The organism is Streptomyces sp. NBC_00846, assembly GCF_045207325.1.
Classification (GTDB): domain Bacteria; phylum Actinomycetota; class Actinomycetes; order Streptomycetales; family Streptomycetaceae; genus Streptomyces.
In genome coordinates this window covers 5,067,289-5,087,937 of the sequence record NZ_CP108846.1, presented here as the reverse complement: position 1 = coordinate 5,087,937, position 20,649 = coordinate 5,067,289, and the positions used below count along the sequence as shown (strand labels likewise).

General features: G+C 69.4%; 19 protein-coding genes and 2 tRNA genes. 5 read left to right on the top strand and 16 right to left on the bottom strand.

Going from position 1 to position 20,649, the window contains the following annotated elements; genetic code table 11:
• Positions 1-8 precede the first annotated feature (8 nt).
• From OG936_RS23580 to OG936_RS23565, 4 genes are all read right to left on the bottom strand, one after another.
• A tRNA-Met gene (locus OG936_RS23580) sits at positions 9-82 on the bottom strand.
• A gap of 274 nt (positions 83-356) precedes the next feature.
• A complete protein-coding gene (locus OG936_RS23575) occupies positions 357-2,552 on the bottom strand; it encodes a tetratricopeptide repeat protein (RefSeq protein ID WP_406497242.1) in 2,196 nt (731 codons plus the stop codon).
• 213 nt (positions 2,553-2,765) lie between these two features.
• A tRNA-Met gene (locus OG936_RS23570) sits at positions 2,766-2,839 on the bottom strand.
• Between the two features lie 52 nt (positions 2,840-2,891).
• Complete coding sequence (locus tag OG936_RS23565) at positions 2,892-5,849, bottom strand: UPF0182 family protein (RefSeq protein ID WP_406500573.1); 2,958 nt, start codon at positions 5,847-5,849, stop codon at positions 2,892-2,894.
• Positions 5,850-5,977: 128 nt separating this feature from the next.
• Between OG936_RS23565 and OG936_RS23560 the strand changes: the two genes are divergently transcribed.
• The gene (locus OG936_RS23560) at positions 5,978-6,550 is read left to right on the top strand and encodes a PPA1309 family protein (protein ID WP_406497240.1); all 573 of its coding nucleotides are present in this window, start codon (positions 5,978-5,980) and stop codon (positions 6,548-6,550) included.
• A 65-nt stretch (positions 6,551-6,615) separates the two neighbouring features.
• Here the strand turns inward: OG936_RS23560 and OG936_RS23555 are convergent, their stop codons facing one another.
• The 4 genes from OG936_RS23555 to OG936_RS23540 form a co-directional block, all read right to left on the bottom strand.
• On the bottom strand, positions 6,616-7,704 hold the full coding sequence (locus OG936_RS23555) for a PDZ domain-containing protein (RefSeq protein WP_406497238.1): 1,089 nt from the start codon (positions 7,702-7,704) through the stop codon (positions 6,616-6,618).
• Positions 7,705-7,847: 143 nt separating this feature from the next.
• Entirely contained in the window at positions 7,848-8,018 is a 171-nt protein-coding gene (locus tag OG936_RS23550; protein ID WP_383755639.1) for a hypothetical protein, read from the bottom strand.
• A 128-nt stretch (positions 8,019-8,146) separates the two neighbouring features.
• Positions 8,147-8,608, bottom strand: coding sequence for a molybdenum cofactor biosynthesis protein MoaE (locus OG936_RS23545; protein WP_383755637.1), 462 nt, complete (start codon positions 8,606-8,608; stop codon positions 8,147-8,149).
• 139 nt (positions 8,609-8,747) lie between these two features.
• Positions 8,748-9,890: an SDR family oxidoreductase gene (locus tag OG936_RS23540; RefSeq protein ID WP_266748414.1), complete on the bottom strand. Its 1,143-nt coding sequence runs from the start codon at positions 9,888-9,890 to the stop codon at positions 8,748-8,750.
• A 192-nt stretch (positions 9,891-10,082) separates the two neighbouring features.
• Here OG936_RS23540 and OG936_RS23535 point away from each other — a divergent pair, with 192 nt between their 5' ends.
• Both OG936_RS23535 and OG936_RS23530 read left to right on the top strand, forming a co-directional pair.
• On the top strand, positions 10,083-11,552 hold the full coding sequence (locus tag OG936_RS23535; protein WP_406497235.1) for a zinc-dependent metalloprotease: 1,470 nt from the start codon (positions 10,083-10,085) through the stop codon (positions 11,550-11,552).
• Complete coding sequence (locus tag OG936_RS23530) at positions 11,549-12,097, top strand: NUDIX hydrolase (RefSeq protein WP_383755630.1); 549 nt, start codon at positions 11,549-11,551, stop codon at positions 12,095-12,097. The genes OG936_RS23535 and OG936_RS23530 overlap by 4 nt, the downstream gene beginning before the upstream one ends.
• An 81-nt stretch (positions 12,098-12,178) precedes the next feature.
• On the opposite strand, the gene OG936_RS23525 is transcribed toward OG936_RS23530, so the two are convergent.
• The 4 genes from OG936_RS23525 to OG936_RS23510 form a co-directional block, all read right to left on the bottom strand.
• On the bottom strand, positions 12,179-12,934 hold the full coding sequence (locus OG936_RS23525) for an AIM24 family protein (RefSeq protein WP_266748411.1): 756 nt from the start codon (positions 12,932-12,934) through the stop codon (positions 12,179-12,181).
• 16 nt (positions 12,935-12,950) lie between these two features.
• On the bottom strand, positions 12,951-13,631 hold the full coding sequence (locus OG936_RS23520; protein WP_406497233.1) for an AIM24 family protein: 681 nt from the start codon (positions 13,629-13,631) through the stop codon (positions 12,951-12,953).
• An 11-nt stretch (positions 13,632-13,642) separates the two neighbouring features.
• Positions 13,643-15,292 (bottom strand): TerD family protein, encoded by a 1,650-nt coding sequence (locus OG936_RS23515; RefSeq protein ID WP_406497232.1) that lies wholly within the window; start codon positions 15,290-15,292, stop codon positions 13,643-13,645.
• Between the two features lie 107 nt (positions 15,293-15,399).
• Complete coding sequence (locus tag OG936_RS23510) at positions 15,400-16,023, bottom strand: M48 family metallopeptidase (protein WP_406497230.1); 624 nt, start codon at positions 16,021-16,023, stop codon at positions 15,400-15,402.
• A gap of 220 nt (positions 16,024-16,243) precedes the next feature.
• Here OG936_RS23510 and OG936_RS23505 point away from each other — a divergent pair, with 220 nt between their 5' ends.
• A complete protein-coding gene (locus OG936_RS23505; protein WP_406497229.1) occupies positions 16,244-17,380 on the top strand; it encodes a ThiF family adenylyltransferase in 1,137 nt (378 codons plus the stop codon).
• A 41-nt stretch (positions 17,381-17,421) separates the two neighbouring features.
• Positions 17,422-18,852, top strand: coding sequence for an ABC1 kinase family protein (locus OG936_RS23500; RefSeq protein WP_406497228.1), 1,431 nt, complete (start codon positions 17,422-17,424; stop codon positions 18,850-18,852).
• Between the two features lie 97 nt (positions 18,853-18,949).
• Here the strand turns inward: OG936_RS23500 and OG936_RS23495 are convergent, their stop codons facing one another.
• The 4 genes from OG936_RS23495 to OG936_RS23480 all read right to left on the bottom strand — a co-directional run bounded on the left by OG936_RS23495 (position 18,950) and on the right by OG936_RS23480 (position 20,592).
• Positions 18,950-19,165: a hypothetical protein gene (locus OG936_RS23495; RefSeq protein ID WP_406497227.1), complete on the bottom strand. Its 216-nt coding sequence runs from the start codon at positions 19,163-19,165 to the stop codon at positions 18,950-18,952.
• 193 nt (positions 19,166-19,358) lie between these two features.
• Complete coding sequence (locus OG936_RS23490; protein ID WP_406500571.1) at positions 19,359-19,682, bottom strand: hypothetical protein; 324 nt, start codon at positions 19,680-19,682, stop codon at positions 19,359-19,361.
• Between the two features lie 32 nt (positions 19,683-19,714).
• Positions 19,715-20,083, bottom strand: a complete 369-nt coding sequence (locus OG936_RS23485) for a WhiB family transcriptional regulator (protein WP_383755611.1) — start codon at positions 20,081-20,083, stop codon at positions 19,715-19,717.
• Between the two features lie 173 nt (positions 20,084-20,256).
• A complete protein-coding gene (locus OG936_RS23480; protein WP_406497226.1) occupies positions 20,257-20,592 on the bottom strand; it encodes a hypothetical protein in 336 nt (111 codons plus the stop codon).
• Between the last annotated feature and the right edge of the window lie 57 nt (positions 20,593-20,649).

The window sequence follows — 20,649 nt, the reverse complement described above, 5'->3', positions numbered from 1 at the left end:
GCGTTCAGTAGCGGGGACAGGATTTGAACCTGCGACCTCTGGGTTATGAGCCCAGCGAGCTACCGAGCTGCTCCACCCCGCGTCGTTGTGATCTCCACAGTACGTCACCGCTCCGGACCAGCGCAAATCAGTTCCGGCGGGGGGTGGTGAGGCGGTCCGGCGGGGTGTGGTGGGGCGGTCCGGCGGGGTGGGGTGGGGCGGTCCGGCGGGGTGGGGAGGTACCGGAACCGTCACTTCCACAGCGCCCCGCGCCGAGTCCCGCTGTTCACCCCACCCGGCCCGCTCCCCCACCGGCCGCACCGGCCCGCGTCACCCGGCCTTGCCGCTCGGCCTCGCGCAGCCTCAACCGCTCGGCCTTACGCGGTGAGCTCCTGGTGCAGCGCTTCGCGCAGCCGGGCGGCGCGCTCGGCGACCTCTGCCGGGCCCAGCTCGACCGCCCGCGCACACCAGCGCTGCCCCTCGGTGAGCTCGCCACGGCGGGCGGCCAGCAGGGCGAGGCGCAGGGCGGCCCGGCCATGCCCGTCGCGGGCGGCACGGCTCCACCACAGCGCGGCCTCGCGCTCGCTGCCCTCTCGGGCGAGCAGCAGCCCGAGGTTGAAAGCGCCGTTGCGGCTGCCCGACTCGGCGGCTTCGCGGTACCAGCGGGCCGCGCTGTCCACGTCACCACGGGCCGCCGCGAGCATCCCGACCCGCACCTGGGCTCGGCGGTGCCCCTGCTCGGCGGCCCGCTCGTACCACTCCTCGCACTCGGTCTTCTCGGGCATCGGCTCGCCGAGCGCGGGAGGGCCGGGCGGCGGCTGCCGCGAGTCCAGGACCCCGGCCAGCCGGAAGGCCGCCTCGGCGCTGCCGCCGCCGGCCGCGCAGCGCAGATGGCGCTCGGCCTCCTGCTCCTCGCCGTGGTGCAGCAGGGCCATGCCCACCTGGAGAGCGGCCTCGGTGTGGCCGGCCGCCGCGGCGCGTTCGTACCAGACCAGCGCCGCACGGTCCTCGTCGCGCCCGGCGTGCAGGATGCCGAGGTTGAAGGCCGCGTCCACGCTGCCGGCCTCGGCGGCCTTGGAGAACCAGGGTTCGGCGCCGGTCGCGTCGCCCGCCTGGAGCAGGAGCACGGCCAGCGCGTTGGCGGCCTCGCGGTGGCCCGCGTAGGCGGCACGGCGGTACCACTGCTCGGCCTGCGGCGTACGGTCCTGCGCCGCGCAGAGCAGCCCCAGGTTGTAGGCGCCGTTGACGTCGCCCGCGTCCATGGCGGCGCGGTACCAGCGCTCGGCGGTCTGCTGCTCGCCACGGGCCGCGTGCAGGGCCCCCAGGGCATTGGCGGCGTTCCCGTCGCCGTCCTGGGCGGCGCGCAGCCACCACACGGCGGCGCTCTCCTCGTCGCCCGCGTCACGGAGCAGGAAGCCGAGCGCGCAGGCGGCCCGCGCCTCGCCCGCCTTCGCGGAGATGAGGTACCAGCGGCCGGCCTCCTTGGGCTCGCCGCGCTGCTCAAGGAGGGCACCGAGGTGCAGGGCGGCACGCCGGTGGCCGCGCGCGGCGGCCTGCCGGTACCACTGCTCGGCCTCGCCCACGCGCCCGGTCGCCGGACCTGCCACGGGGCCGTCGTCCCTGCGCGCCGTGGAGCGGCCGGTGGTACCCGGACGATCGGCGGCGCGCATGCCTGCCCCCGAGCCGGGACCGGGACCGGGACCGGGACCGGGACCGGGGGCCAGCCCCGGGCGGCCGAAGGCGTCGTGCAAGTCGTCGGCGGCGTTGCGGTCCAGCATCCGTGCGAGGCGGTACGCGGCCTCCCGGTGCCCCTGCTCGGCGGCAGCGCGCAGCCAGCGCTCGGCGCCGACGTCGCTGCGGTGTTCCAGCAGGTCGGCGAGGGCGTACGCCCCCAGCGCGTGCCCCTGCTCGGCGGACTGCCGCAGCCAGTACTCGGCACCGGGCTCGTCGCCGCGCTCCCGGTAGTGGCGGCCGAGGGCGTGTGCGGCGGCTGCGGAGCCCGCGACGGCCGCGATACGCCACCAGCCGGCCGCGTCGTCGACGTATCCGCGCTGGTGGAGGAGGACGCCGAGATTGTTGGCCGCGGCCCGGTCGCCGTCGGCGGTGGCCGCACGCAGATAGGGCTCGGCGCCGTCCAGATCACCGCGGCGCAGCAGCAGGGCCCCGAGGACGCTCATCGAGGTGGTGTCCCCGGCGTCGGCGGCGCGGCGGTGGCGTGCCTCGCTCTCGGCGCTCTCCGGACTCTCCCGCGTCTCCGGGACTTCCTGGACCCCGGAGCTTTCCGCAGCCTCCATGGCCCCGGCGCTCCCGATGGCCCGGGCGCTCGCCGTGCTCTCTGTGTTCTCTGCGCTTTCGACGGTCGCGGCGCACCCCGCAGTCTCGGCGGTCTCGGTCGTCCCAATGATCCCAGAGGTCTCAGTTTTTCCGGAGGCCCCGGTGTTCTCAGCGGTCTCGTCGTTCTCCGCGGCGGCTACACCAAAAGCCGCATTCATCACGCTATCCAGCCGATGAGCGCGGCGCTGCACAAACCGCCCTGTCTCCAACAGAGTTGCCCTGTCCCCCATAAATACCATCGTCGCACCACCTACAACCCGCGTACACCTGGTATATCGCGGCCAGTGAGGTCACTTCAGCGTTTTGTCGACATGCCCACAGAGAGATAAGTCAAACATGTCCGGGCCCAACTCGCGCCTTACGAACCGCCCTCCACGCACACCGCACAAGAATGTCGCCACGACACGACGAAGGCCCGGATCCTCGAAAGGATCCGGGCCTTCGTCTTTCAGTAGCGGGGACAGGATTTGAACCTGCGACCTCTGGGTTATGAGCCCAGCGAGCTACCGAGCTGCTCCACCCCGCGCCGTTGTGTTCAAACCGTACCACGACGCGAGGGTGAGCCTTTGCCGAGTTACTCAGCCACCACTACCGGCTTTGGATGTTTTGTCCGAATGGTTCGAACTATCCGCATTGCTCGCACTGTTCGCTCCATCGGCGCCGTTCGCACTGCCCGACTTGGGCTGGGCGGCCGCCGCACGCTGCAGAGCGTCCTGCAGATCCGCCTGGGCCTTGCCGTAGGCGCTCCAGTCCTGCTCCTTCAGGGCCGCCTCGCCTTCCGCATAGGCCTTCTGCGCGTCCGCGATCGCCTTCTTCAGCGCCGCGTCACCGGTGGCCGGCGGTTGCGTGGTCTCGCCCGGTGGCCGGGGGGTCTCCGGCGGCTGGGTGGTGCCGGGGCCCGTCACCCCGAAGACCGCGTTGAGCGCTTCCCCGAGGCTGTTCTCGAAGACGGTCTTCGACCCGTACGAGGCGGCGACCTTGCGCAGCAGCGGGTAGTTCTGCGTGCCACCGCGCGTGTACACCGGCTCGATGTAGAGGAATCCCCCTTCGAGCGGCACGGTCAGCAGATTGCCGTACTCGATGTCGGAGTCGGTTCCCTTGAGGTTTCTCACGAACTCGGCGACGTCGCCGTTGCCGTTGAGCTCGCTCTGTACCTGGCCGGGGCCCTTCACCGTGGTGGTGACTCTCAACAGCCTTATCGTGCCGTAGTCCTTACTGGCCGCGTCTGCGTCCACCGCCATGAACGCCCCGAGGTCGGGCCGTCCCTTCGGGGTGAACGTCGTCGTCAGTGAGAACTTCTGGGCCGGTTGGTCCGGCATCTTTATGCTCAGGTAGTACGGCGGGACGGCACCGGACTCCTTGTTGGTCGGGTCGTCCGGGACCTGCCACGCGTCACTGCCGCTGTAGAACTGGGCGGGGTTGGTGACGTGGTAACGGGTGAGCAGCTCGCGCTGCACCTTGAACAGGTCCTGCGGGTACCGCAGATGTTCCCTGAGCTCCTGCGGGATGTCCGCCTTGGGCTGGACGGTCCCCGGGAACGCCTTGCGCCAGGTCTTGAGGACCGGGTCCTCGGTGTCCCACTCGTAGAGCTTGACCTTGCCGTCGTACGCGTCGACGGTGGCCTTCACCGAGTTGCGGATGTAGTTGACCTGGTTCTGCTGGGCGACGACCGCACGCTGGTTGGTGGTCAGCGAGTCGGCCGTGGTGTCACCGAGCGTCGTACGCGAGGCGTACGGGTAGCCGTTGGTGGTGGTGTACGCGTCGACGACCCACTGGATGCGGCCGTTCACCACGGCCGGGTAGGCGTCGCCGTCGATGGTCAGCCACGGGGCGACCGCCTCGACGCGCTCCTTGGGCGTGCGGTTGTAGAGGATCCGCGAACCGTCGCCGATGGCCCCCGAGTAGAGGATCTGCGGCTCGCTGAACGCCACCGCGTACGCGGCACGGTTGAACGCGTTGGAGAGACTGACCCCGCTGTTGCCCTGGTAGCTGGTGGTCTTCTCGCCGTCCTCCTCGTAGTCGAGCTCCTTCTGGGGCCCGCCGACGATGGAGTACTGCTCGGTCTTCTCACCGTAGTAGATCTGCTGCTCGTACTTGCCGAGCTCACCCGAGGTCGGCAGACCGGACTCGGTGAAGTCCGGTGAACCGTTCGGGTTCTTGCCGGTCGTCGTGCCCTTGGCCGCGATGGCGCCGTAGCCGTGGGTGTAGGTGAAGTGGTCGTTGATCCAGTTGCGCTTGGGGATGCCGTCGAGGTTGAGCTCGCGCAGACCGATGACCGTGTCCTGGTCCTTACCGGCGGCGTCCTTGTAGCGGTCCACGTCCAGCGTCTTGGGGAACTGGTAGTAGTTCCTCTTCTGCTGGAGCTGCTGGAAGGCCGGGGAGACGACGTTGGGGTCCATCACCCGGTAACTGGCGGCGGTATCCGCGCTCGCGCGCAGCTTGGCGTCGTCGTCCGTCGTGCTCTTGCCCGAGTAGTCGCGGACCTGAGCATTGTCGATGTCGTACGCGTCACGCGTCGCTTCGATGTTCTTCCGGATGAACGGGGCTTCCTTGGCCTGCTCGTTCGGCTGGACCTGGAACTTCTGCACGATCGCCGGGTACAGCCCGCCGATCAGGATCGCCGAGAGCACCATCAGACCGAGGCCGATCATCGGGAGCTGCCAGGTGCGGCGCCAGAGCGTCGCGAAGAAGAGCACGGCGCAGATCGCGGCGATGCAGAACAGGATGGTCTTCGCCGGAAGGTAGGCGTTGGCGTCGACGTACCGCAGCCCCGTCCAGTTGTCCGTGGCCTTGAAGTCACTGGACTTCACGGCCAGGCCGTACCGGTCGAGCCAGTACGCCACGGCCTTCAGCGAGACGAAGACACCGAGCAGCACCGACAGATGGCCGGTGGCCGCGCCGGTCGCCCGCGCGCCGGGGCTGGTGATCCGGAGCCCGCCGTACAGATAGTGGGTCAGCGCGGCGGCGACCAGCGAGAGCACCGTGGCCGCGAAGCCGAAGCCCAGCAGGAAGCGGTACCAGGGCAGGTCGAAGGCGTAGAAGGAGACGTCCAGATGGAACTGGGGATCCTTCTGGTGGAACGCCACGCCGTTCACATACATCAGCCAGGTACGCCACTGGCCGGAGGCGGACGCTCCGGCGATCAGCCCGACGAGCGCGGTGATCGCGAGCAGCACCCACTTCTTGTACGGTGCGAGGCTCATCCGGTAGCGGTCCAGGCTCTGCTGCTCCAAGGACATCGCGCTCAGCGGCGGCCGGAGCCGGTGCGCGAGCCAGATGTTCAGACCGACGGCGATCGCCATCAGCAGTCCGAAGACGAGGAACAGCCCGATCTTGGTCCACAGGGTGGTGGTGAAGACGGATGAATAATCGACCGACCGGTACCAGAGCCAGTCCGTCCAGAACCCGGCGAACATGACGAACGCCATGGCGAGAACCGCCAGGACGCCAAGTGTCATGAGCAGGGTACGGGCGCGCCGGGACGGGCGGCCGACTCTGATCCGTGGCCCGGTCGGGCCTCCGCCGCGGTCCGGCATCTGGAAAGCCAACGTGCGCACCTCGAAGTTCGCGGGTCGTGTGAAGCGGGCCCAGCGATCGTAGAGCCCACCTATCCAACTTACTGAGGCTTTACCTAGTTCCCGCTCCCGGGGCGGAAGGAGGCAGGATGTTGGCCATGCCCAACGTTGCCCCCTCATCAGGCCCCCCGATGGCCGCGAGCCCCCTCACCGTCGCCGTGCTCGAAATCGACGAGTACATCTCCGGTCTCGGCTGGGACCAGCCGGTCCGGCTCTTCGCTCTCGTCGACACCGCCCGGCTGCGGGCCCAGGAGCCCGGCCTCGCCGCCCAGCTCGGTCTCGACAGCTCCGATTCCCCGACCGCTTCACTCACCCCCATCGAGCAGGAGGAGCTTCCGCCGGGGACCGCCCTGGACGAGTTCCTCGCCACGATCGCCTGGCCCGACGCGGTGATCGGCTGCGCGATGACGGTGGAGCGGCTGATGCTGCCGCCGTCCGCCGAGGCATCCGTACCGGAGGGGCTCAGCGATGCCCAGCTGACCAAGTGGGTCGCCAAGCATCCGGAGCGCCAGGAGGTGCGGATGACGGTGGCCGTTCTCAGGGACGGTACGCGCGAGGCGGCCGTACGGCTTCGTGAGAAGGACTCCCCGAGCGAGGTGCGGACCGGGGCCGGACTGGTGCCCGGACTGGCCGACGCACTGGCCGCGACCTTCGAGGCCTGACCCCGCCGCGCCCGTCGAGGTCCTGTCCGGCCTTGACCGGCCGGACAGGACCTCGACGGGCGCGGTCAGCCCGCAGAGCAGCTCGGCAGGCCGGCCGTCTCCCCTGCCCGGATCGTCTCCAGCGACTTCTTCGCGTCGTCGATCGTCTTCACCTTCACCAGCGTGAGTCCGCTCGGGGTGTCGGCGGCGGCGGCTTTGCAGTTCTCGTCCGGTGTCAGGAAGTACCGGGCGCCCGCGTCACGCGCGCCGACCAGCTTCATGTTGATGCCGCCGATCGGGCCGACCTTGCCCTTGTCGTCGATCGTGCCGGTGCCCGCGACGAACTTCCCGCCGGTGAGGTCGGTGGGCGTCAGCTTGTCGATGATGCCGAGGGAGAACATGAGGCCGGCGCTCGGGCCGCCGACATCGGCGAGCTTGATGTCGATCCGGAACGGGAACGTGTGGTCCGTCCCGGCCTGGATTCCGACGATGGCGCGGTTCTCCTTGGGGGCCTTGGCGGTGGTGATGACGATCTTCCGGGTGCCCTCGGGCTCCTTGCCGGCCTTTTCGGCCTCCTGCGCCGTCTTCGCCGGGATGATCGTGAATGTCACGTCCTCGCCGGGCTTGTGGCGGGTGACGAGCTTCGCGACGTCCTCGGGCTGCTTCACCGCCGTGCCGTCGACCTGCTTGATCACATCGCCGGCGTGCAGCTTGCCCTGGGCGGGGCTGTCCTTGATGACCGTGGAGACCACGACGCGGGACGACACCGGGATGCGCAGCTCGGTCAGGGCGGCGACCTTGGCGCTCTCCTGGGACTGACTGAACTCCTCGGCGTTCTCCTGCGTCGACTGCTGCTCGGTCTTCCCGCCGGGGTACAGGGTGTCGTGCGGTACGACCACGCTGTCGTGGGCCAGCCAGCCGTACACGGCCTCGACGAGGTTCATGCGGTAGTCGGCGCCGGTGACCCTGACCGTCGTCATGTTGAGGTTGCCGGACGTCGGGTACGTCTTGTGCCCGGAAATCTGCAGGACCGGCTCGCCGTCGACCTTGCCGAGGGTGTTCACGGTCGGGCCGGGAGACATCTCCGAATACGGCACTCTGATAACCACGCCTGCACAGAACAGCGCAATGAAGATGAGGGTGGAGGCGAGCATCGTCGCGGTGCGGCGTGGCATGGAACGACAGTACGGGAAGGGGCTGTCAGTGCACTGTCGGGGCCATTCCGTACGGGGCGGGGAATGGTGGATGGCGCCGTACCGGAGGGCGTCCGCGGTCGGCTCCGTGATGCGGATTGGCAACTGCGTACGTTCACTGAAGGTCAGAGCACATCGGAACCGGAATGCGACTTCTCCATCGCCTCACGGAACCGGGCATACCCGGCGAGTTCCGTAACATCACCGGTCGTACGATTGCGGGTGGCCCAGCTCCCCCATATCGCAGCGCCGAACGCAGCGAAAAGCGGAATCAGCAACCAGGCGAGTGCTGCCATGACGACCTCCCTGCCCCGCGAGCGACCGCAACCGAACGATCAGCAGATTAACCATCTGCAGGACCAACGCTCACGGCAGGGGTGCGGTTACGCAAATCAGGGCGGACAACCACCCGATCGGCTTGCACTCAGCAGGCGCCGACCCACTCTTCGGTGCCGTCCGAGAACCGCTGGTGCTTCCAGATCGGAACCTCGTGCTTGAGGTCGTCGATGAGCTTGCGGCACGCCTCGAACGCCTCCGCACGGTGCGGGCAGGAGACGGCGACGACGACGGCGAGGTCGCCCACGTGGAGGTCACCCACACGGTGGACGGCGGCCAGTGCCCGGACCGGGAAGTCCGCGGCGACCTTCTCGGCCACCCGACGCAATTCGTCCTGCGCCGAGGGGTGGCAGGAGTACCCGAGCGCACCGACGTCCTGACCGCCGTCGTGGTTGCGCACCGTGCCGACGAAGAGCGCCGTGCCACCCGCGGCGTCGTCACCGACGGCCCGGAAGATCTCGTCGACCGACAGCGGCGTCTCTCGAATCGCCAGCAGCCGGATGGGGTCGATTGCCGCCCGCTCGCCGGGGTGGTCGTGGGTGGGAGCCATGGGCCCATGGTGCCGTACGGCACCGACATCGTGGAATAGCGTTTTCCACCGGCGGACCGCCCCTGACCTTGGAGCCTCCTACAGACGTCCCGCGGTGTGTGCGGACGTCCGCGGGTCCGCCGAGCCCCTGGCCGCGCCCCTAAATACGGCGGCGCGCCTTGCGGGCCCGCCGGACCAGGGCGGCGGTGCCGAGCAGTGCCACGGTCGCGCCGGCGGCACCTGCCGCGGTCGCGTCCTTGCGGCCGAGGCGGCGTCCGGCGACGGTGTGCCGGCCTTCCACCTCTTCGAGGAGTGCCGCGAGCACCTCCTCGTTGGTCCAGCCCGGGCGCCAGCCCGCATCGTGCAGCCGGCTCACGCTGACCACCCAGGGGTGCATCGTGTACGCGAGATCGCCCGCCGGGGACGGGGTGAGGCCGATCCGGTGCAGCCGGGCGGCGGCACCGAGGGCCACGGCGGAGGGCAGTTCCATCCGGCGGACGCCGCTGAGCTCCTCGACCTCCTCCTGTTCCAGCCAGCCGTCGCAGCCGACCGCGAACTCGCCGTCGATCTTCTCCAGCGCGGCGTACTCCAGGGCCGTGACCAGGTCCTCGACATGGCAGAACTGCCAGGTGGGGCGCGATCCGGCGACGACCAGGAGGCGCGGCGACTCGAAGTAGCGGGTCAGCGCGGTGTCCGTACCCCCGACCAGGACGGTCGGCCGGACCACGGTCACGTTGAGTCCGGGGTGTGCGCGGGGCGCGCGGCGGCCGAGCCGCTCGATCTCCAGGAGGTCGCCGACGCCGGTGGCCTCGGCCGTGGCACGCAGCTCGGCGTCCTCGGCGAGCGGGATGTCGTTGTCGGGCAGCGCCCCGTAGACCATGGCCGAGGTGCACAGGACGACCCGGTGGACCCCCACGGCCGCGGCCGCCGTCAGCACGGTCTGGGTGCCGCGCACGTTGTAGGCGGTGCGGGCGGCGGGGTCGGTCTCCAGGTCGAGATCGAGTGCCAGGTGCACGACGACATCCGCGCCGCGCAGCTTCTCCGCGATGGCGGGGTCCCGGACGTCGAGGATGTGCCAGGTCGCCTCGGAGACCTCTCCGCGGCGTTCATCGATGGCGATGACCTGCTTGATCTCCTCGGATGCCGCGAGGCGTGCGGTGAGCAGCTCACCGACGCCCCCCGCGGCTCCGGTGACCGCGACGACGGGGCCGCGGCTCCTGGAGCGGTTTTTTGCGGGCTTGTACTCGGTCGAGGGGTCGGACAGGTTTCGCGCTGCGCGAACCTGAGGATCTGGGGAACTCACCGGGCGTCTCCAGCGGTTGTCTTCAGTACGTACCCGAATGACGCGTACGTACCAGGTGGCGTCCATCCTGCCGCAGGCCGGGAGCCGGCGGAGCACTGAGGCCCCAAGCGGACTTTTGGTGTCTACGCTGGATGGTGATGTCGGGCAGTCGCCGTCGGTTCGAGCCGGCGGCCCTACGAGCCGAGGAAACCCGTGAGTGACACCCCATTCGGATTCGGCCTTCCGCCGGAGGAGCCGGAGAACGGCGACGAGGGCAAGAAGAAGGACCCCACCGGAGGTGGGCAGGGTTCGGGCGGGCCGGCGAACCCGTTCGGCTTCGGGCCCGGCGCGGGCGGCGACAACCCGTTCGCGGCGATGTTCGGCACGATGAACCCCAGCGACCTCGGGGCGGCCTTCCAGCAGCTCGGCCAGATGCTGAGCTACGAGGGCGGTCCCGTGAACTGGGACATGGCCAAGCAGATCGCCCGCCAGACGGTCTCGCAGGGCACGCCGGACGGCACCAAGGACATGAGCGTCGGCCCGTCCGAGCGGTCCGCGGTCGACGAGGCGCTGCGGCTGGCCGACCTCTGGCTGGACGGGGTGACGTCGCTGCCCTCCGGTTCGGTCTCGACCGTGGCGTGGAGCCGTGCGGAGTGGGTCGAGGCGTCCCTCCCCGCCTGGCAGAAGCTGGTCGACCCGGTGGCCGAGCGCGTCGGTCTGGCCATGGGTGACGTGCTGCCTGAGGAGATGCAGGCGATGGCGGGCCCGCTCATCGGCATGATGCGGTCGATGGGCGGCGCGATGTTCGGCCAGCAGATCGGCCAGGCCGTCGGTGTGCTGGCAGGCGAGGTGGTCGGTTCGACCGATATCGGGCTGCCGCTCGGCCCGGCGGGCAAGGCCGCGCTCCTTCCGTTGAACGTCGAGAGGTTCGGCAAGGACCTCAGCGTGCCGCAGGAGGAGGTGCGGCTCTATCTCGCCCTGCGCGAGGCCGCCCACCAGCGGCTCTTCGCCCATGTTCCGTGGCTGCGCTCGCATCTGTTCGGCGCCGTCGAGGGGTACGCGCGCGGCATCAAGGTCGACACCAGCAAGCTGGAGGACGTGGTCGGCCAGTTCGACCCGTCGCAGCCCGAGCAGCTGCAGGACGCACTTCAGCAGGGCATGTTCCAGCCGGAGGACACCCCGGAGCAGAAGGCCGCCCTGGCCAGGCTGGAGACGGCTCTCGCGTTGGTCGAGGGCTGGGTGGATGCCGTGGTGCACGAGGCCGCGAAGTCCCGGCTGACCTCGGCCGACGCGCTGCGCGAGACCATGCGCAGGCGTCGCGCCTCCGGCGGGCCGGCCGAGCAGACGTTCGCCACGCTCATCGGCCTCCAGCTGCGCCCGCGGCGGCTGCGTGACGCCTCGCGCCTGTGGGCGTCGCTCACCGACGCCCGCGGTCTCGACGGCCGCGACGCTCTGTGGGCGCACCCCGACATGCTGCCGACCGCCGAGGACCTGGACGATCCCGACGGCTTCGTGCACCACGAGCAGCTGGACTTCTCCGAGCTGGACAAGATGCTCGGCGAGGCCGCGAAGGGCCCGCAGAAGCCCGAGGCCGCAGCGGACGGCACGAGCGAGCCGGGCACCGGAGGAACGGACGGCCGAAAGAGCGACGACGGCAACGGCAAGGGCGACACCGACCAGTGAGCCTGTACGACGACGCCGTTCTCGTACTGAAGGGGTACGAGAACCCGGAGGACCCGGCCCAGGAGGAACTGCGCCAGGTCTATCTGGATCATCTGGCTCAGCATTCCGACGGCATGTGGAAGGCCTGCGAGTCCGGACACCTGACGGCCAGCGCACTGGTCATCGATCCGGATCGGGGCCGGGTTCTGCTCACCCTGCACCGCAAGCTGCAGATGTGGCTGCAGATGGGCGGCCACTGCGAACCGCAGGACACGACGCTGGCCGCCGCGGCCCTGCGGGAGGCCACCGAGGAGTCCGGCATCAGCGGCCTGACCCTGCTCGCAGGCGGACCAGTGACGCTGGACCGCCACCCGATCCCCGCGCCCTGTCACTGGCACCTGGACGTCCAGTACGCGGCGCTGGCGCCGTCGGGTGCGACGGAGCAGATCAGTGACGAGTCGCTGGACCTGCGCTGGTTCGCGTACGACGAGGTCGCGTCGGTGGCCGACACCTCGGTCGTGCGTCTGATGACGCGGGCCCGCGCCGCGCTCGGGCAGCGCCGGTAGGCACACCGTGCGGCACCGGTAAGGGGCGGTCTCCCTGGAGACCGCCCCTTACCGCTGTGGTGCCGGTGCGTGCGCCGCGGCTCAGTTCCAGGCGTTGTTCTGGTTCTGCCCATGGGCGCCGTGCTGGCCCATGCCGTACTGGGCCCGGAGACCCTGGCCGATCTCGTGGTTCTGCGGCGGCAGCACCTCGCTCGGCTGAACCAGGGCGAAGCCCTGGCCGAGGAAGCTGAGCTCCCAGCCCTCGCCGGTGTTGCCACGCCGCCGCCAGACGCCCGAGGAGTGCGTCTGGGCCTGCATCTGCACGCGCAGCGAGCTGGACCAGGCGACGATCGCGTCCGCGTCGGCGTTGACGTACTTGTCCGGCGTGACCTGCATCATCAGCGGCTGACCCGAGGTCATCAGGGCGACCTTCCCGGTGCCGGAGATGTTGAGCTGGTACTTGCCGGTGCCGGAGATGCCGTACTGGCTGTCCACGGCGATGACCTCGGTGTGCAGCGAGGAATCGAGGGCCAGGACGTAGGCGCTGTCCACCGTGATGCCGTCGCGGTCGACGTCCACGACGTGGATGTACTGCGCGAGATTGGCGAAGTAGATGGTGCCCTGCCCGGAGCAGCGCATCAGTTCCAGGCCCTCGCCGGTGCTCGCGCGGGCGCGGCGCTGCCCGTGCGACTCGTACTCGCCGTCGAACTCCATCAGTCCCTGGTAGGCGACCATGGCGCCCTTGCGGGCGAGGACGTCGTCGTGACCGGTCAGCGAGACCCGCAGGAGCTGCGGGTTCTGGACGGTGTACCGGTCCTGGGACTGCTGTTCCGTGTAGCTGAAAAGCGGACTCTGCACGATGTGTTCTCCCCCCTCAGTTCCGGATCCGCAGGCGGTCGGTACTGTCCTCGCTCGGCTGTACGACGACGATGCCCTGGCCGGAGAAAGCCATCTGGTACGCCTCGCCGCTGCCCCGCCCGATGAGCGAGGAGGCCTTGAAGCTGCGCTTGCCCTTCACCTTGAGGTTCGGGGACCACGCCACGAGGGCGTCCGGGTCGACGTAGGTCTCGTCCTCGCCGCGTCCGCAGTCGACGACGATCGGGGTGCCGCGTGAGGTGATGGCGACCCAGCCGGTGCCCGAGATGCAGACGTTCCACAAGCCCTGACCGGCGAACTTGGCGAGGCCCTTGACCCGCTCCACGCCCCAGGTGAGATGGCCGTCGAAGGCGAGGACGTTGGTGCCGTTGACCGAGAGGGAGTCGTCGTTGAGGTTGATGACGACCACATCGGCGCCGTAGTCGGCGAGGTAGAGCAGTCCGTCGCCGGAGCACTTCATGATCGGCGTACCCTCCCCGGTGATCCACTGGGAGGCGATCTGACGGACGGCCGGCGGGTTGGGTTCGTACTGGATGAATCCCTCGTACGCGACCATCGAGCCGGTACGGGCGTAGAGGTCCTGGCCGGTGGCCATGGCGACCTTGAGCATCATGTGCCCGTGGTTCTCCATACGGGCCGTGACGGGGGTCGGGGCGTAGCCCGCGAGTTGCTGGTTCATGACGGGCTCCCTCAGACCTCGTAGGGCTGGACGACGATGAAGTTGCCGGGGGCGCCCCGGAATTGAAGGTTGACGGTCTCGCCGCTGTGTCCCGGGTACGCGTTGCGGCGCAGCCGGACCTGGCTGGAGATGATCACCTGGGACGCGGACGACCAGGCGACGACGGCGTTGCAGTCGGCGAACGTGGTCGGGGTGACGGGCAGGACGACGGGCACGCCGTGAGTCTTGACGACGACCGTGCCGGTGCCCTGGAACTGCATGGTGAACAGGGCGCCGCCGGGGATGCCATGGCCTTCGATCCTGCGGACCTCGTGCTGCAGCGACTCGTCGAAGGCGAGGACGTTCTCCGCCGAGACGCAGATGCCGTCGCCCTGCAGTTCGATGGCGTGCAGATGGGAGCCGTCCTCGGCGAAGAAGACCTGCCCGCGGCCGGTGCAGCGCATCAGCTGAATTTCCTGACCGGTCGCGTTGCCGACGATCCGGCCGGCGAAACCGGCGCCCTTGTAGCCGAAGTCGACCTTGCCCTGGTACATCACCATGCTGCCCTGACGGGCGAGCACGGGCGTACCGCCCATGGTGAGGTCGACCCGCATGAGCTGTTGGTTCTGCGGGGTCCAACGCTGCCCGGTGGCCGTCTCCTTGTACGGCTGGAGCGCGGCCTGCAGCCCGGCCCCGGCCTGCGGCATCCCTTGCGGAACGCCCTGGGGCATACCGGGGGGTTGCATACCAGGGGGTTGCATACCGGGGGGTTGCTGGCCGTACTCGGCAGAAGCCTGCTGGCCGTACGGAGCGACGGGCGGGGGCTGCTGACCGGGGATCTGCCCGAACTGCGGCTGCTGGGGCGGCCGACCAGGCTGGCCGTAGGGAGCCGGGACGGGGGCGGGCGGCGGCACCATACCGCCGTGCGGCGCCATCGGGGCCGCTATCGTCGGCGCTGCATGCATCTGCTGCTGCGGCGTGGGAGCCGGGGACTGCGCGGCCGGGGCGCCGAAGGATGGGGCGGGCTGCGGTGCGTGGGGTACCTGCGGTGCGGCCGGGGCGCCGAAGGACGGGGCTGGTGCCGGTGCGGCCGCCTGGGCGGGCGGGGCGAACGACGGGGCGGCGGCCTGCGGCTGAGGTGCGGCGGGCGCTTCCTCGGCGACCTCGCCGCCGAAGTTCTTCAGCAACGCCTCGAGACCACCATCGAAGCCCTGTCCCACAGCGGCGAACCGCCAGACATCCTTTAGATAGAAGTCGCCCAGCATCACCGCACGCTCGGTGGTGAACTCCGAACCGTTGAAGGCATACCTGACGACTTCTTCGCCACCCGCGACGATCCGGATGTAGCCGGGGCCGACCTGGGACATCTGCCCGGCGCCGTCGACCGTCGCGGTGAACGACAGCTTGTGGATGTTCGCCGGAATGCGGTCCAGCGTGACACGGAACGACTCGGTGTCACCGGCCTGGGCGCCGAGAAGCTGAATGGACTCCTCGGGTGATTTAGGCTGGTTGAAGAAGATGAAATACCGGTCGTCGGAGAGCTGCTCATTGGCATCGAGGCCGAAGCAGCTGATGTCAAAGGTCAGTCCCGGGCCGGCGATCTGCACACCTACGTACAGGTCCGTCCCCGGTGTGAGATCGCTGATCTTGGCCTTGTGGCCGCGTTGGAATTCCCTGGCCATGCGTAACGACCGTCCCCCATCCCGAATGTGAATGCGTCGCGCCAGGCTAACCGCAAACTCCGACATCGAGCTAAGTCGGTACAGACCCGGTACAGAACCGCTGACCGTCACTCACCGCGCGCTGCGGGCAGATGCGGCAGCCGGTCGGCCGCCACCACACCCTCCAGGTATCCCCTGGCCCGTTCGGTACGGGGATACGCCTCCAGCAGCCGCCAGAAGCGCGGACCGTGGCCGGGGACGAGCAGGTGGGCCAGCTCATGGACCAGTACGTAATCGACGACGTACTCGGGCATGCCCTGCAGCCGGTGCGACAGGCGGATGCTGCCCTCCGCCGGTGTGCAGGACCCCCATCGGGTGTTCTGATTGGTCACCCATCGCACGGACGCAGGTCTGGCCCGGCCCTCGAAATACTGGGCGGACAACCGCTCGGCGCGCTCGGTCAGTTCGCTGTCGCCGAGGATGCGCTTGCTCTCCTGGGCCGCGAGCTTGTCGAGCATCACGTTCACCCAGCGCTGCTCCTCGGCCTCGGACATCCGTGCGGGGATGAGCACGATGGTGCGGTCGCCCTCCCGGTACGCGGAGACCGTTCTGCTGCGGCGGGTGCTCCTGCGGACCTCGACCGCGCTCGTTGCCGAGGCGCGGGGCGGACGGTCCATCGCGCTGCGCTGAGGGGTTCCGGTACTGCGCGCGGGGGTCTCCTCGGCGAGTCCGGGTGACGGGTCGGCGGGCACGCCATGACGTTACCCGGTGTCAGTGGGGGAAGTCCCGCCTCCGGGACGGTTCGCGCGCGATCCACTCCGCGCCATGCACCATTTGAACGACTAATACCCCATGCCTGTGGATAACTTTCTGCACACTTCGCCGCCGACCTGCATTCTGACAACGGATCTCGCGGAGATCCAGGCCACAGCCCGCGCACAGAGACCATGGAACACAGACCGGGGAGAAGGCGTGTATCCGATGTTGAAGCCCGCACTGCGCCGCGCGTGGTGCACACAGGGCACCGTGCAATTCGGGGTGACCGCCGCCCACGCGGTGAAGCTCGGCCCGATGGATATCGCCACGGGCTGCTTTCTGGAGCTGCTCGACGGTACGCGCGGCCTGCCGCTGCTGCGTGAAGAGGCCCGCGAGCTGGACCTGTCGGACCATCAAGTGGACACATTGATCAGCAGGTTGTTGGACGCCGGCCTGATCGACGATGTGCGGGCCGCCGGCCCGGAGACCGATGCGTTACGGAACCGGCCCGACGCCATGGAGCGGCACCGTCCTGACCTGGCGTCGCTTTCAGTAGTCCATCCCGAGCCGGGTGGCGGGATGCGGCGGCTGGCGGCCCGCCGTGCGATGCGGGTACAGGTTCGGGGTGCGGGGCGGGTCGGTGCCACGATCGCGGCGGTGCTGTCCGGCTCCGGGGTGGGCCGGGTGGAGGTCCTGGACGGCGGGTGCACCGAGCCGTGGGACGTCTCACCCGGTGGGCTTCCACCGGCGGCCGTCGGGGAGCGCAGGGCCACCGCGGCCCGGCAGTTGGTGCGCAGATCCGCCGCCGGTTCGGCTCCCCGGACGGAGGAGGCCTCGGCGGGTGGTGAGCCGGGGCTCTCGCTGATCGTGGTCGCCCCTCGTGACGGCCTCGCGGTGTACGCCCCCGACCCGCGCCCGGCGGAGCCGTGGATCGCTTCGGGGACTCCCCACCTCTATGCCGGGGTGATGGAGGCGACGGGGGTGGTCGGACCCCTGGTCCTGCCCGGGGGCACGGCGTGCGCGGGATGTCTGGCGCTGAAACGTACGGAGCGGGACAAGGACTGGTCCAGAATGCTCTCGCAGTGGCAGTCCGGGCGGCGCACCGCCGTCCAGGCCTGCGACCTGGCGCTGGCGACGGCGGTGGCCGGTCTGGCGACCGCCCACGCGCTGTCCTTTCTGGACGGGGAGCTGCCGGCCAGTACGGGGACCCGCTGGGAGGCCGCGCTACCGCTGCTGGACTGGCGGTCGGAGCGAATCGGGACGCACCCCGGCTGCTACTGCGGGGCAGCTGGGCACACTGAGGGGGAGCGCACCTCCGTGGCCGACGCGGTACACGACACAATGGCCGGGTAGCCGTCGCACGCGGTACGGCAGTCTGGGATTTGGAGGGGCTCATGTCTGATCTACCCCGGAAAGCGGTCACCCGTACCGCCAAGTTGGCCGCCCTGCCACTGGGTTTCGCAGGCCGCGCCACGTGGGGCCTCGGCAAGCGGATCGGCGGGAAGTCCGCGGAGTTGGTCGCCCGGGAGGTCCAGCAGCGCACCGCGGATCAGCTTTTCAAGGTCCTGGGCGAGTTGAAGGGCGGGGCGATGAAGCTGGGTCAGGCTCTGTCCGTCTTCGAGTCGGCACTGCCCGAGGAGGTCGCCGGACCGTACCGGGCGGCGCTCACCAAACTGCAGGAAGCCGCGCCTCCGCTGCCCAGCGGCACGGTGCACGCGGTGCTGGAGGAGCGGCTCGGCGAGGACTGGCGGGAGCTGTTCCTCGAATTCGACGACAAGCCGTCGGCCGCCGCCTCGATCGGTCAGGTCCACCGGGCGGTGTGGCACGACGGGCGGGACGTCGCGGTGAAGGTGCAGTACCCGGGCGCCGGAGAGGCGCTGCTCTCGGATCTGACCCAGCTCAGCAGGTTCGCCCGGCTGCTCGGCCCGTTGATCCCGGGAATGGACATCAAGCCGCTCATCACGGAGCTGCGTGACCGGGTCTCGGAGGAGCTGGACTACGAACAGGAGGCACGGTCGCAACAGGTCCATGCGGAGGAGTTCGCGGCCGATCCGGATGTCGTGATCCCCGGTGTCGTGCACCAGTCCGACCAGGTGCTGGTGACGGAGTGGATGGACGGTGTTCCGCTGGCCGATGTGATCGCGCAGGGCACGCCGGAACAGCGGGACCGGGCCGGTCAGTTGCTGGCGCGTTTCCTCTTCTCGGGTCCGGCACGCACCGGTCTGCTGCACGCGGACCCGCATCCGGGCAACTTCCGGCTGCTGTCCCCGGACGACAGGACCGGTGAAGTCGGTGAGACGGGCGTGAGCGACAAGGCCGGCGAGGCCGGGCAGTGGCGGCTCGGGGTGCTGGACTTCGGCACGGTGGACCGGCTGCCCGGTGGTCTGCCGCAGACCATCGGTGATTCCTTGCGACTGGCGCTGGCGGATGACGCGGAGGCGGTGTACGAGCTGCTGCGCGAGGAGGGGTTCGTCAAGGATTCGATCGACCTCGACCCTGATGCGGTGCTCGACTATCTTCTCCCGATCATCGAACCGGCGCAGGTGGAGGAGTTCACCTTCACCCGGAACTGGATGCGCAATCAGGCGACGCGGATCGCGGATCCTCGCTCGCCCGCTCATCAGCTGGGCAAACAGTTGAATCTGCCGCCCGCCTATCTGCTCATACACCGGGTAACGCTGAGCACGATCGGGGTGCTGTGTCAGCTGGGTGCGACGGTGCGGCTGCGTGACGAACTCGAAGCCTGGGTACCGGGGTTCCTTTCGGTGGATGAGCAGGAGCCCGTGGTACAGGAATTGGCGGGCGACGCCGCCGCGGGCGCGTAGGGCAGGGGGCCTTCAGGCCCCGGTACCGAGTCCGGGATGTGACGGCCCGGGGCCTCACACCCCGGGCGTCACGTACCGGGCCGTCACACCCCGGACCTCACCACCAGGCTGAGTCGAGACGGCTCTCGATCGCCCGGATGTGGGTACGGGCGCACTCTTCGCAGAAGTACTGGCGGCTGCCGTTCTCCACGGAGCAGAGCCAGGTCGGCGGTGCGGTACCGCTGCCGGCGGAGGTGCCGCACAGGGCACATGCGACCACTGCGGCGTCTCTCCGCGGGGATTGCTGAACCCAGTGATGAGTCTCCTCGTTCACCTTGTGACGATAACTCCGTCGCTGCCGTGCCGCGCGGAACCACACAACACGACCACCCAGCACACCCGCTCAGCACAACCGCGGGGCCGATCCGAACGGACCGGCCCCGCGGAAGGGGTACTCGCTATGGGGTACTGATTGCTCCCGGGCAGAGCGGCTGCCCGGCAGCGGGTGCTGCTGGTCTCTGGCCTGACTAGTGCATGACCGCCATGGCCAGCGCACGGCGGGCGCGCATCGAGGCGCGCTCGGCCCGGCGCTGCATCCGGCGCGCGGTGACCAGGCGGACGGCCTGGCGTTGCGCGTCGGCTTCCCTCAGACGGCCGTGCATATGCGCACGAGCCAGGGCTTCTGGGATGAGTTGCATCTCGCGGGTCCTGTTCTGACGCGAGTCGTTCGCGCCGGTGATCGTGACGTTCGGTGTTGCGGAGCCGACGGGCTCATTCGTGGGGACGGACATCGGAGCCTGATTTCGGGGATCGTGGGTGTGGGGACGGTCGATGGTTCCGGGGCGCTTCATGGGTTTGGGGGCCGGGACCCCCAGCACGGCGGTCACGCCGCGACCGGGTTCTTGCGCGGACGGCCACGCGGCCGCTTGCGAGCGACGACGACGCCCTGGATGAAGAGCTCACCGCCCCAGACGCCCCACGGCTCGCGCCGCTCCTTGGCGCCGGCGAGGCAGGCCTCCATGAGCGGGCAGGTGCGGCAAAGGGACTTGGCGTACTCGACGTCGGCCGGCGACTCGGCGAAGAAGACCTCCGGGTCATAGGAGCGGCAGGGGACGGGCACGCCGAGGTTCTCGATGGCGTCATCGAGCGCGGTGAGCGCAGTGAGGGGGATCAAGGCGGAGTCCTCCGTGAGGCCGGGCGGCGGGATCGTGTCGGAAGTCGGTACGGACGGGGCGTGCGCTTCGAGTTGCACGGTGGGTGGTGTCCTCGTCTGGTCGTTCCGGCCTGTTGGCCGGTAGGCGGCTGGTACCGGGTGCTGCTTGTCCCGAGGCTCCTTCGGGTTGTCTCGTCCGTTTGGACAAAACAAAAGGGCCGCGGATCCCGAGTGGGGTTCCGCGGCCCTGAAGGCGCCGGCCTGATGGTGAATCAGGCTGGATCACTCCAGGGTTCAGGCCCACGGAAGGCCCACATCGTGTGGTGGTGCGTCATCTGCTTCTTGGCGCCGGATTCCGCTCCCGCACCGACGGCGGCAAAGGCATAGGCCTGGGCCTGTCCCTTCGCTCCTACTGCTGCCGGTGCCTGGGTCGGTCGCTCATTGCGCTCCCGCACGGGGAGGCTCGCCAGGGACAGCGGGCTGACGGCAGAAATGCCGGACATACCGATGCCACGGAGCGAGGACTCGGAAGAGCAGGCGAGGCCGAGCGAGCAGGCGGAGACGACCGAGAGATCGGTCACTTTGTTGGTCTCGATGATGCTGATCACTTCAATCGCCTCCTCTCGGCGTCTCAGGGGGACCGGTGAACCGGTCCTACGTATTCG

What these genes read in the sequence shown, in the direction of transcription:
- OG936_RS23575 (WP_406497242.1), bottom strand. Translation starts at nt 2,552, where the DNA reads ATGGTATTTATGGGGGACAGGGCAACTCTGTTGGAGACAGGGCGGTTT.
- OG936_RS23565 (WP_406500573.1), bottom strand. Translation starts at nt 5,849, where the DNA reads ATGCCGGACCGCGGCGGAGGCCCGACCGGGCCACGGATCAGAGTCGGC.
- OG936_RS23560 (WP_406497240.1), top strand. Translation starts at nt 5,978, where the DNA reads ATGTTGGCCATGCCCAACGTTGCCCCCTCATCAGGCCCCCCGATGGCC.
- OG936_RS23555 (WP_406497238.1), bottom strand. Translation starts at nt 7,704, where the DNA reads ATGCCACGCCGCACCGCGACGATGCTCGCCTCCACCCTCATCTTCATT.
- OG936_RS23550 (WP_383755639.1), bottom strand. Translation starts at nt 8,018, where the DNA reads ATGGCAGCACTCGCCTGGTTGCTGATTCCGCTTTTCGCTGCGTTCGGC.
- OG936_RS23545 (WP_383755637.1), bottom strand. Translation starts at nt 8,608, where the DNA reads ATGGCTCCCACCCACGACCACCCCGGCGAGCGGGCGGCAATCGACCCC.
- OG936_RS23520 (WP_406497233.1), bottom strand. Translation starts at nt 13,631, where the DNA reads ATGAACCAGCAACTCGCGGGCTACGCCCCGACCCCCGTCACGGCCCGT.
- OG936_RS23515 (WP_406497232.1), bottom strand. Translation starts at nt 15,292, where the DNA reads ATGGCCAGGGAATTCCAACGCGGCCACAAGGCCAAGATCAGCGATCTC.
- OG936_RS23500 (WP_406497228.1), top strand. Translation starts at nt 17,422, where the DNA reads ATGTCTGATCTACCCCGGAAAGCGGTCACCCGTACCGCCAAGTTGGCC.
- OG936_RS23490 (WP_406500571.1), bottom strand. Translation starts at nt 19,682, where the DNA reads ATGAAGCGCCCCGGAACCATCGACCGTCCCCACACCCACGATCCCCGA.